Origin of the sequence: Streptomyces sp. NPDC058534, assembly GCF_042717365.1 — a bacterium.
In the GTDB taxonomy this organism is placed as follows: domain Bacteria; phylum Actinomycetota; class Actinomycetes; order Streptomycetales; family Streptomycetaceae; genus Streptomyces.
On the sequence record NZ_JBHXNW010000006.1, the window covers coordinates 37,480 to 47,606 of the forward strand.

10 protein-coding genes are annotated in these 10,127 nt (G+C 67.9%); 6 read left to right on the forward strand and 4 right to left on the reverse strand.

What is annotated here, in order from left to right:
• On the reverse strand, positions 1-644 hold a 644-nt coding region (locus ACFWR9_RS04950), incomplete at its 3' end, for a PadR family transcriptional regulator (RefSeq protein WP_383835609.1).
• A gap of 625 nt (positions 645-1,269) precedes the next feature.
• On the opposite strand from ACFWR9_RS04950, the gene ACFWR9_RS04955 reads away from it, so the two are divergent.
• Positions 1,270-3,636: a transglycosylase domain-containing protein gene (locus tag ACFWR9_RS04955; protein ID WP_383835958.1), complete on the forward strand. Its 2,367-nt coding sequence runs from the start codon at positions 1,270-1,272 to the stop codon at positions 3,634-3,636.
• Between the two features lie 130 nt (positions 3,637-3,766).
• A complete protein-coding gene (locus ACFWR9_RS04960; protein WP_383835612.1) occupies positions 3,767-5,275 on the forward strand; it encodes a glycosyltransferase family 87 protein in 1,509 nt (502 codons plus the stop codon).
• An 84-nt stretch (positions 5,276-5,359) separates the two neighbouring features.
• On the opposite strand, the gene ACFWR9_RS04965 is transcribed toward ACFWR9_RS04960, so the two are convergent.
• The 3 genes from ACFWR9_RS04965 to ACFWR9_RS04975 form a co-directional block, all read right to left on the reverse strand.
• On the reverse strand, positions 5,360-6,391 hold the full coding sequence (locus ACFWR9_RS04965; RefSeq protein ID WP_383835615.1) for an alanine racemase: 1,032 nt from the start codon (positions 6,389-6,391) through the stop codon (positions 5,360-5,362).
• A gap of 61 nt (positions 6,392-6,452) precedes the next feature.
• Positions 6,453-7,574, reverse strand: coding sequence for a peptidoglycan bridge formation glycyltransferase FemX (femX, locus tag ACFWR9_RS04970; protein WP_383835618.1), 1,122 nt, complete (start codon positions 7,572-7,574; stop codon positions 6,453-6,455).
• A gap of 136 nt (positions 7,575-7,710) precedes the next feature.
• A complete protein-coding gene (locus ACFWR9_RS04975; RefSeq protein WP_383835621.1) occupies positions 7,711-8,016 on the reverse strand; it encodes a hypothetical protein in 306 nt (101 codons plus the stop codon).
• 279 nt (positions 8,017-8,295) lie between these two features.
• Here ACFWR9_RS04975 and rpsF point away from each other — a divergent pair, with 279 nt between their 5' ends.
• From rpsF to rplI, 4 genes are all read left to right on the forward strand, one after another.
• Complete coding sequence (gene rpsF / locus ACFWR9_RS04980; RefSeq protein WP_003975025.1) at positions 8,296-8,586, forward strand: 30S ribosomal protein S6; 291 nt, start codon at positions 8,296-8,298, stop codon at positions 8,584-8,586.
• A gap of 80 nt (positions 8,587-8,666) precedes the next feature.
• On the forward strand, positions 8,667-9,266 hold the full coding sequence (locus ACFWR9_RS04985) for a single-stranded DNA-binding protein (RefSeq protein ID WP_383835624.1): 600 nt from the start codon (positions 8,667-8,669) through the stop codon (positions 9,264-9,266).
• Between the two features lie 44 nt (positions 9,267-9,310).
• Positions 9,311-9,547 (forward strand): 30S ribosomal protein S18, encoded by a 237-nt coding sequence (gene rpsR, locus ACFWR9_RS04990; protein WP_003949403.1) that lies wholly within the window; start codon positions 9,311-9,313, stop codon positions 9,545-9,547.
• 18 nt (positions 9,548-9,565) lie between these two features.
• A complete protein-coding gene (gene rplI, locus ACFWR9_RS04995; protein WP_007388913.1) occupies positions 9,566-10,012 on the forward strand; it encodes a 50S ribosomal protein L9 in 447 nt (148 codons plus the stop codon).
• Positions 10,013-10,127 lie beyond the last annotated feature (115 nt).

The window sequence follows — 10,127 nt, forward strand, 5'->3', positions numbered from 1 at the left end:
TCCCCCGCGCCGGCGCGCGGGCCGCGCGGGGGCGGAGGTGTGTGTGGGGGTGGGGGGCGGGGCCGCGGGGGGGGGCGGGGGGGCGCGCCCCCCCCCGCCCGCTCGCTCTCGATGAGCTCGTTCAGCCAGCGCACCTCGCGCTCCACGGACTCCATTCCGTGGCGCTGGAGCTCAAGCGTGTAGTCGTCGAGCCGCTCCCGGGTGCGGGCCAGGGAGGCCCCCATCTTCTCCAGGCGCTCCTCCAGCCGGCTGCGCCGGCCCTCGAGCACGCGCATGCGTACGTCACGTGACGTCTGCCCGAAGAACGCGAAGCGAGCGGCGAAGGTCTCGTCGTCGTACGCCTCCGGGCCCGTCTGTGAAAGGAGCTGCTCGAAATGTTCCTTACCGTCGGCCGTCAACCGGTAGACGATCTTGGCGCGACGTCCCGTGAGGGAGGCCGCGGCCTCGCCGATGTTCCCGGGTTCCTCGATCAACCAGCCGTTGGCGACCAGCGTCTTGAGGCAGGGATAGAGCGTCCCGTAGCTGAACGCCCGGAACACACCCAGTGATGTGTTGAGCCGTTTGCGCAGCTCATAGCCGTGCATGGGGGACTCGCGGAGCAGGCCGAGTACGGCGAACTCGAGGATGCCGGATCGCCGGCTCATCGTCGCCTCCTCTCGCCCTTATGCCGCGCTGATGTATCGGCTCGATACATCAGCACGATAGAACGAGGTTGCGCGTGCGACAAGAGGGGGCGTGGTGAACGGGATCACATCAGGGTTTCATCGTGAGCAAGTTGCCTGATTTGAGGTGAACTTCGGGCCTCGGGGGTTTTGACGGTGCGTAGTCTGTGCGCCATGCAAACCACCGGGAACCGACTGACGCCCTGGGGCGTCCCTGTCCCTGGTGCAGTACGGGTGAATGCGGAAGGGGCCGCATCCGTACTTCGGGGGGACCGGAAACCAGCCGCCTTTTCCAGGTGCGCAAAGGTGCGCCTGCCCGAGGAGTAGTCGTTCGATGAGCGAGCACCGTCGCAAAGCGCCGCAGCCGCAGGGAGGCGGACGTGCCGCGGCCCGACGCGGTCAGTCCGGCTCGTCCTCCGGCCGCCGTGCGGCACCGCGAGACGCCACAGGGTCTCCGTCCGGCTCGTACGGTCCGGAGAGCGAGGAGCGTCCGTACAGCAGTCGCGCCGAAGCCCGGCGCGCGGCACAGCGGGGCGGTGGCCGCCGCAGAGCGGCCGAGCCGGGCCGCGGTGGCCGGCGAGCCGCCGCCGTGGCCGGTAAGAAGCGGATGATCGACTATCCGCGCTACGACCGGGACGGGTGGCGCCGCTGGGTGCCCTCCTGGAAGCTCGTCTCCGGGCTGTGCATCGGCTTCTTCGGCACCATGGTGGCCGCCGCGGGCATCGCCTACGCCATGGTGAGCGTCCCCGTCGTCGACGATTCGGCCACGGCGCAGAACAACGTCTACTACTGGGCCGACGGCAGCCAGATGGTCGCCACGGGTGGTGAGCGCAACCGGCAGAGCGTCGACCTCTCCCAGATCCCCAAGGAGATGCGCAACGCGATCATCTCCCAGGAGAACAAGACGTTCTACTCCGACAGCGGCATCGACCCCAAGGGCATCGCCCGCGCCGTGTTCAACATGGCCAAGGGCGGTGACACGCAGGGTGGCTCCACCATCACCCAGCAGTACGTGAAGAACGCGATGCTGAACGACCAGTCGCAGACGATCTCCCGCAAGGTGAAGGAGATCTTCGTCTCGATCAAGGTCGGTGCCGAGGAGCCCAAGGACGACATCCTTGAGGGCTACCTCAACTCCGCGTACTACGGCCGCGGTGCCTACGGCATCCAGGCCGCCTCACGGGCGTACTTCAACGTGGACGCCGTCGACCTGAACGCCGGACAGTGCGCCTTCCTGTCGGCGGTTCTCAAGGGCGCCACGTACTACGACCCGGCGGGGTCGACCTCGATCGACCCGACGGGTGCGACCCCGAAGGCCAACCAGGATCGTGCCAGGAATCAGATGCAGGACACCCTCAACAAGATGGTGGAGTACGGGCATCTGAGCCAGGCGGAGCGGGCCAAGTTCACCGATCTCCCCAAATGGCAGAACCCGGAGTCGAACGCGCAGCTGGGCGGCCAGATCGGCTACCTCGTCAGGCTGGCCAAGTCCTCTGTGATCAAGAACGACGTGGTGTCGGAGCAGCAGCTGGAGAAGGGCGGCTACTCGATCTACACGACCTTTGACAAGAAGAAGGTCGACGAGCTCGAGAAGGCCGTCCAGAAGGTCTACAAGAAGAACATCGACCCCAAGAAGCGCCCTGAGAAGGACACCCACGTCCAGTTCGGCGGGGCTTCGGTGAATCCCGAGACCGGTGCCATCGAGGCCATCTACGGTGGTGAGGACGCCACCAAGCACTTCACCAACAACGCCGACGTCACCGGCGCCCAGGTCGGTTCGACCTTCAAGCCCTACGTGCTCGCGGCGGCGATGAAGTGGGGCGTGCGCGATCCCGACGGCGCCGAGACTCAGCCCCAGGACGAGCGCACAGTCGTCTCCCCGAAGAGCCTGTACAGCGGCAAGAACAACCTCAAGATCAAGAACTACGACGGGTCGATCTGGCAGAACGAGAAGGGCGAGCAGTGGCGCCAGGAGAACGACGGCAAGGATTCCGTCGGTGAGGCGCCCGACTACAAGATCGACCTTCGCGAGGCCATGCGGGAGTCGGTGAACTCCGCGTTCGTCCAGCTCGGCATGGACGTCGGACTGGACAAGGTCAAGGAGGCCGCGGTCGACGCGGGACTCCTGGAGGACAGCCTGGCGGGAGCGGGTTACCCCTCGTTCTCCATCGGTGTCTCGGACCCGAGTGCCATCCGTATGGCGGGCTCGTACGCCACCTTCGCGGACAGCGGCAAGCAGCGCGCGCCGTTCTCGGTCACCAAGGTGTCGAACAAGGACGGCACGCTCTTCTCGCACAAGGTGGAGACCAAGCAGGCGTTCACCGCGAAGGTCGCGGACAACGTCACGGACGTCCTCAAGACCGTCGTCGAGGACGGCACGGGTACCAACGCCCAGCTCCAGGGTCGTGAGGTGGCGGGCAAGACCGGTACCACGGACGGCAACAAGTCCGCCTGGTTCGTCGGCTACACCCCGCAGCTGTCGACCGCGATCAGCATGTTCCGCTACCCGGACGACGAGACCATCAAGAACCGCTCGTTCCTGGAGATGTACGGAACGGGTGGCGAGGAGAAGATCCACGGTGCGTCCTTCCCGTCCGTGATCTGGCAGGACTACATGGAAGACGCGATGAAGGGCGAGAAGGCCGAGAAGTTCCCGAAGCCCGAGCCCATCGGCGAGGTCATCAACGACACCCCGTCGCCGACCCCGACTCCCTCGCCCTCCAAGACGGAGGAGGAGACGACTCCGTCCCCGACTCCGTCGCCCAGCAAGACCGAGACCTCCCCCTCCCCCACGCCGACCGAGTCCTGCCGTCCCTTCGATTTCAACTGTGACGACGGGAACAACGGCGGCAACGACAACGGCGGCACCGATTCAGGGGGGACTGGCAACAGTCCATCGCCCTCGACGTCACCCAGTGGAACCGGGGAAGAGGACGACAGCGGCGGCGGATTCATCCGGGGTCCGAACGGCTAGTCGCCGAAAAGTCCGGCTTGACTGTTTCACGTGAAACACGTGAAACGGCCGCAAGTTTCACGTGAAACAGGGGCCGCCGCATCCACCAGGGTGAGGCGGCCCCCGCGTGTTCCCAGGTGCGTACGGCAGGATGTGCCCCATGCCCAGTGCAGAATCGACGCCAGCGAGCGTGCACGAGCCGGACCCGGTGCGGCCGACCAGGGAGGACACGGTCGCCGCGGCCGGCAGCGAGCTGATCGGCGGCCCTGTGGGCCGGCGTGCACTGCTCGGCACGTCCTGGTGGACCCCCGTGCGCGTGATCGCACTCGTGGCGATCGGCATGTTCGCCCTCGGCCTGGTCCAGAAGGCACCCTGCTACAACGGGGCCTGGTTCTTCGGTGCCAGTTCCCAGTACACGCACGCCTGCTACTCGGACATTCCGCACCTCTACCAGGGGCGTGGCTTCGTCGACGGGCTCGTGCCGTACTTCGACAAGCTCCCCGGTGACATGGAGTACCTGGAGTACCCCGTGCTGACCGGAGTGTTCATGGAGGTCGCGACCTGGCTCACGCCGGGCAGCGGCACCATCCAGGACCAGGAGCAGTGGTACTGGATGGTCAACGCCGGGATGCTCATGGTCTGCGCGGCCGTCATCGCGGTCTGCGTCACCCGCACGCACACCCGGCGCCCCTGGGACGGTCTGCTGGTCGCCCTGGCGCCCGCCTTCGCGCTGACCGCCACCGTCAACTGGGACCTGCTGGCGGTCGCCCTGACGGCCGCCGCGATGCTGATGTGGTCACGGGAGCGCCCGGTGGCCTTCGGCGTGCTGCTGGGCCTCGCCACGGCCGCCAAGCTCTATCCCTTCCTGATCCTCGGCCCCCTGCTCGTCCTGTGCTGGCGCGCCGGTAGATGGCGGGAGTTCGGAAAGGCCCTGGGAGGCGCGGCCGGCGCCTGGCTCGTGGTCAACCTGCCGGTGATGCTCTTCGCCTTCGACGGCTGGTCGAAGTTCTACACGTTCAGCCAGGAACGCGGCGTGGACTTCGGTTCCTTCTGGCTGATCCTGGTCCAGAACACCGACAACCCGCCCAGCACCGAGACCGTCAACACCCTTGCCACGCTGCTGATGCTGCTGTGCTGCGGCGCCGTCGCGGCGCTCACGCTGACCGCCCCCCGGCGTCCGCGGTTCGCCCAGCTCGCCTTCCTGATCGTGGCGGCCTTCATCCTCACCAACAAGGTCTACTCACCGCAGTACGTGTTGTGGCTGGTGCCGCTGGCCGCGCTGGCCCGGCCGAAGTGGCGGGACTTCCTGATCTGGCAGGCGTGCGAGGTGGCCTACTTCCTCGGCATCTGGATGTACCTCGCGTACACGACCAGCGGCGACGCCCACAAGGGTCTGCCCACGGACGGCTACCACTGGGCCATCGCCGTGCACCTGCTGGGAACGCTGTTCCTCTGCGTGATGGTGGTGCGCGACATCCTGATGCCGGACCGGGACCCGGTCCGGCGGACGGGCGACGACGACCCGTCGGGCGGCGTGCTCGACGGCGCCGAGGACGTCTTCGTCCTGGGTCCTGCTGCTCAGGCCGAGCAGTACGCGGCCCGGTTCGAGGGCCCACGGGTGAAGTGGGGCACGCGACGACAGACCGGCGGTTCGCTCTGAGTGAACGCGTGCGGGGCCGTACACGGAGAAGAGCCGTACACGGAGACGCCGTGTACGGCCGGTGCGTGGGCCGCGGCCGGTGCGCTAGCGGTCGAGGATGCGGTCGAACTGCGTGGTGGTGTGCCGCAGATGGGCCACCAGCTCGTCGCCCACCGTGGGCTCCGCCGCGTCCGAGGGCACGAACAGGATCGACACCTGCATGTGCGGCGGCTCCGCGAACCAGCGCTGCTTGCCGCTCCAGACGAACGGCGAGAGGTTGCGGTTGACCGTGGCGAGGCCGGCCCGGGCGACGCCCTTGGCCCGTGGCATGACGCCGTGCAGCGCCTTCGGGGCCTCCAGACCCACACCGTGCGACGTACCGCCCGCCACGACCACCAGGAAGCCGTCCGAGGCGGCCTTCTGCTGCCGGTAGCCGAAGCGCTCGCCCTTGGCGACCCGCGTGACGTCCAGGACCGCACCGCGGTACTCGGTCGCCTCGTGGTCGCCGAGCCACAGCCGCGTGCCGATCCGGGCGCGGAACCGGGTCTGCGGGAACTGCTGCTGGAGCCGGGCCAGTTCATCGGCCTTGAGGTGGCTGACGAACATGGTGTGCAGCGGCAGCCGGGCCGCGCGCAGCCGGTCCATCCAGCCGATGACCTCCTCGACGGCGTCCGAGCCGTCGGTACGGTCGAGCGGCAGGTGGATGGCGAAGCCCTCCAGCCGGACGTTCTCGATGGCGGCGTGCAGCTGGGGCAGGTCCTGCTCGCTGATGCCGTGCCGCTTCATCGAGGACATCACCTCGATGACCACACGGGCGCCGACGAGGCCGTACACGCCGTCGATGGACGACACCGAGCGCACGACGCGGTCGGGCAGCGGAACGGGCTCCTCACCGCGCCGGTACGGCGTCAGGACCAGCAGGTCACCACCGAAGAAGTCCTTGATCCGGGCCGCCTCGTACGTGGTGCCGACGGCCAGTACGTCCGAGCCGAGCCGCGTGGCCTCGTCCGCCAGCCGCTCGTGTCCGAAGCCGTAGCCGTTGCCCTTGCAGACCGGGACCAGCCCGGGGAACTGCTCCTGCACGTGCTTGTGGTGCGCCCGCCAGCGCGCGGTGTCGACGTAGAGCGTGAGCGCCATGGCCGGACCTGGGACCTTTCTCGTGGCTGTCAGAGGTGCGGGATGAGGGAGGGGTGCGGGGTCAGCGGCGCGACATGTAGATGTCGAGCGCCTTGTGGAGCAGCTTGTTCAGCGGGAAGTCCCACTCGCCGAGGTACTCGGCCGCCTGACCGCCCGTACCCACCTTGAACTGGATCAGACCGAAGAGGTGGTCGCTCTCGTCCAGGGAGTCGGAGATGCCGCGCAGGTCGTAGACGGTCGCGCCGAGGGCGTAGGCGTCGCGGAGCATCGCCCACTGCATGGCGTTCGACGGCCGGACCTCGCGGCCGATGTTGTCGGAGGCGCCGTAGGAGTACCAGACGTGCCCGCCGACGACCAGCATGGTCGCCGCCGACAGGTTCACCCCGTTGTGCTGGGCGAAGTACAGCCGCATGCGGTTGGGGTCCTCGTTGTTGAGGGCCGCCCACATGCGCTGGAAGTACGACAGCGGACGCGGCCGGAAGTGGTCGCGCACGGCCGTGATCTCGTACAGGCGCTGCCACTCCTCCAGGTCGTGGTAGCCGCCCTGGACCACCTCGACGCCGGCCTTCTCGGCCTTCTTGATGTTGCGGCGCCAGAGCTGGTTGAAGTTCTTGTGGACCTCTTCCAGGGACCGGTTGGCCAGCGGCACCTGGAAGACGTAGCGGGGCTGTACGTCGCCGAAGCCGGCGCCGCCGTCCTCGCCCTGCTGCCAGCCCATGCGGCGCAGCTTGTCGGCCACCTCGAAGGCGCGCGGCTCGATGTGGTCGGCCTCTATGTCGCGCAGGCGCTTGACGTCGGGGTCCTGGATGCCCTTCTTGATGGACGTGGCGTCCCAGCGCCGGATGATCACCGGCGGGCCCATCTTCACGGAGAAGGCGCCCTGCTGCTTGAGGTGCGCCAGCATGGGCTCCATCCACTCCTGGAGGTTCGGCGCGAACCAGTTGATGACCGGGCCCTCGGGGAGGTAGGCGAGGTAGCGCTTGATCTTGGGCAGCTGCCGGTACAGCACCAGACCCGCGCCGACCAGCTCACCGGTCCGGTCGTCGAACCAGCCGAGGTTCTCCGAGCGCCATTCCGCCTTGACGTCTGCCCATGCCGGGACCTGCATGTGACTAGCCGCCGGCAGGCTCTGGATGTAGGCCAGATGCTGCTCGCGGCTGATGGTCCTCAGGGTCAGACTCATTCGGGGCGCTCCTCGGGCTGGTGTGTCCCCATGGGTACAGGGGCTCCGGCTCTCGCGCGAAGCCTACTGCGCCCTGTGAGCGCCCCGTCCGGCGTACGGCTGGAAGGGGTGGTCCGGCGGTCGGGCGGCGAACGGCTCAGCCGATGAGTCCGCCGTGATAGATGCCGAAGAACAGTCCGGCCGCGGAGGCTCCGAGACCCAGCACCAGACCGAAGCGCTCCCGCGTGGTCTCGGAGACGTACTGGCCATATCCGCCGGTCAGGACCCCGAGCAGCCCCGCCCAGGAGGTCAGGACGTGCAGTCCCCGGAAGCTCGCCGTGGCGAGGGCGAGCACCGCGAGCAGCAGGGTCACGGCCAGAAGCGCGTGCTGGAGGGGGTGCGGTTTGCCGTCGGTGGCCAGCAGGCCGGTCCGGGGCCTCGCCGGTCGCATGATCTGTGCCATGGGGAACCTCCTGCCGAAGGCAGTGTGACATCGCCCTATCACATCCGCTGGGTATCGATTGTGTCCCCTCGGGGCCGGATTTCAACCGCAAGCGCGCGGCCGGGTACTCTGTAGCTTCTGCACTGGTGTCTGCTGCCTCCCACGGGCCGGGCCGCCTCCCAGGAGGAGGCCCGATTGTCAGTGGGTCCTGGTTTACTCGTTGATACCGGTGCCAACGCATCGCAACCCTCCTGCCACGGAACGACCGTGGCCGCTGAGTCCAAAGGAGGTGGGTTCCACATGCGTCACTACGAGGTGATGGTCATCCTCGACCCCGATCTCGAGGAGCGTTCTGTCTCCCCGCTGATCGAGAACTTCCTCTCTGTCGTCCGTGACGGCGGCGGAAAGGTCGAGAAGGTCGACACCTGGGGCCGTCGTCGTCTCTCGTACGAGATCAAGAAGAAGCCCGAGGGCATCTACTCGGTCATCGACCTGCAGGCCGAGCCTGCGGTCGTCAAGGAGCTCGACCGCCAGATGAACCTGAACGAGTCGGTCCTCCGGACCAAGGTCCTCCGTCCCGAGATGCACTGAGCCTTCCGCTCAGCTGATCCCGGGATCCGAGTAGCAGCAACCAAGCAGCCAGAGCAGCAAACCCGCCGAGAGGTACCCCCATGGCAGGCGAGACCGTCATCACGGTCGTCGGCAATCTTGTCGACGACCCCGAGCTGCGCTTCACCCCGTCCGGTGCGGCCGTCGCGAAGTTCCGTGTCGCGTCGACCCCCCGCACCTTCGACCGCCAGACCAACGAGTGGAAGGACGGCGAGAGCCTCTTCCTCACCTGCTCGGTCTGGCGTCAGGCGGCGGAGAACGTCGCCGAGTCGCTCCAGCGAGGCATGCGCGTCATCGTGCAGGGCCGGCTGAAGCAGCGGTCCTACGAGGACCGTGAGGGCGTCAAGCGCACGGTCTACGAGCTGGACGTCGACGAGGTCGGCGCCAGCCTGCGCAGTGCCACGGCCAAGGTCACCAAGACCTCGGGCCAGGGCCGCGGTGGCCAGGGCGGTTACGGCGGCGGTGGCGGCCAGGGTGGCGGCGGCTGGGGCGGCGGCCCCGGTGGCGGCCAGCAGGGCGGCGGCGCTCCGGCCGACGACCCCTGGGCGGCCGGCGCTCCCGCCGGTGGCCAGCAGGGTGGCGGCCAGCAGGGCGGCGGCTGGGGCGGTGGCTCCAGCGGCTCCGGCGGCGGTGGCGGCTACTCGGACGAGCCCCCCTTCTAGGGCGGGCTCCACCCCACACTTCTTGATCACACAGGAGAGACATCATGGCTAAGCCGCCTGTGCGCAAGCCGAAGAAGAAGGTCTGCGCGTTCTGCAAGGACAAGGTCACGTACGTGGACTACAAGGACACGAACATGCTGCGGAAGTTCATTTCCGACCGTGGCAAGATCCGTGCCCGCCGCGTGACCGGCAACTGCACCCAGCACCAGCGTGACGTCGCCACGGCCGTGAAGAACAGCCGTGAGATGGCGCTGCTGCCCTACACCTCCACCGCGCGATAAGGGAAGGGTGACCGACTAATGAAGATCATCCTCACCCACGAGGTCTCCGGCCTCGGTGCCGCGGGCGACGTCGTCGACGTCAAGGACGGTTACGCTCGCAACTACCTGATCCCGCGGAAGTTCGCGATCCGCTGGACCAAGGGTGGCGAGAAGGACGTTGAGCAGATTCGTCGTGCTCGCAAGATCCACGAGATCCAGACCATCGAGCAGGCCAACCAGGTCAAGGCCCAGCTCGAGGGTGTGAAGGTCCGTCTGGCCGTCCGCTCCGGCGACGCCGGTCGTCTCTTCGGTTCCGTCACCCCGGCCGACGTCGCTTCGGCGATCAAGGCTGCCGGTGGCCCCGAGGTCGACAAGCGCCGCATCGAGCTGGGCTCGCCGATCAAGACCCTGGGTGCTCACGAGACGTCCGTGCGTCTGCACCCCGAGGTTGACGCCAAGGTGAGCGTCGAGGTCGTCGCTGCCTGAGCGCTCTGCTCTCGCTGAAGCGATGTGAGAGGGGGGGGGGGGGGGCGGGCCCGGGGGGCGGCCGCGCCCCCCAGGGTGGTGTTTGTGTTAGTGTGCGGGGCGCGCCCCGCCCCCG

Excerpts from the sequence above, each read along its gene's own strand:
- ACFWR9_RS04965 (WP_383835615.1), bottom strand. The coding sequence starts at position 6,391 with ATGGCGCTCACGCTCTACGTCGACACCGCGCGCTGGCGGGCGCACCAC.
- rpsF (WP_003975025.1), top strand. The coding sequence starts at position 8,296 with ATGCGTCACTACGAGGTGATGGTCATCCTCGACCCCGATCTCGAGGAG.
- ACFWR9_RS04960 (WP_383835612.1), top strand. The coding sequence starts at position 3,767 with ATGTGCCCCATGCCCAGTGCAGAATCGACGCCAGCGAGCGTGCACGAG.
- ACFWR9_RS04955 (WP_383835958.1), top strand. The coding sequence starts at position 1,270 with ATGATCGACTATCCGCGCTACGACCGGGACGGGTGGCGCCGCTGGGTG.
- ACFWR9_RS04985 (WP_383835624.1), top strand. The coding sequence starts at position 8,667 with ATGGCAGGCGAGACCGTCATCACGGTCGTCGGCAATCTTGTCGACGAC.
- rplI (WP_007388913.1), top strand. The coding sequence starts at position 9,566 with ATGAAGATCATCCTCACCCACGAGGTCTCCGGCCTCGGTGCCGCGGGC.
- femX (WP_383835618.1), bottom strand. The coding sequence starts at position 7,574 with ATGAGTCTGACCCTGAGGACCATCAGCCGCGAGCAGCATCTGGCCTAC.
- rpsR (WP_003949403.1), top strand. The coding sequence starts at position 9,311 with ATGGCTAAGCCGCCTGTGCGCAAGCCGAAGAAGAAGGTCTGCGCGTTC.
- ACFWR9_RS04975 (WP_383835621.1), bottom strand. The coding sequence starts at position 8,016 with ATGGCACAGATCATGCGACCGGCGAGGCCCCGGACCGGCCTGCTGGCC.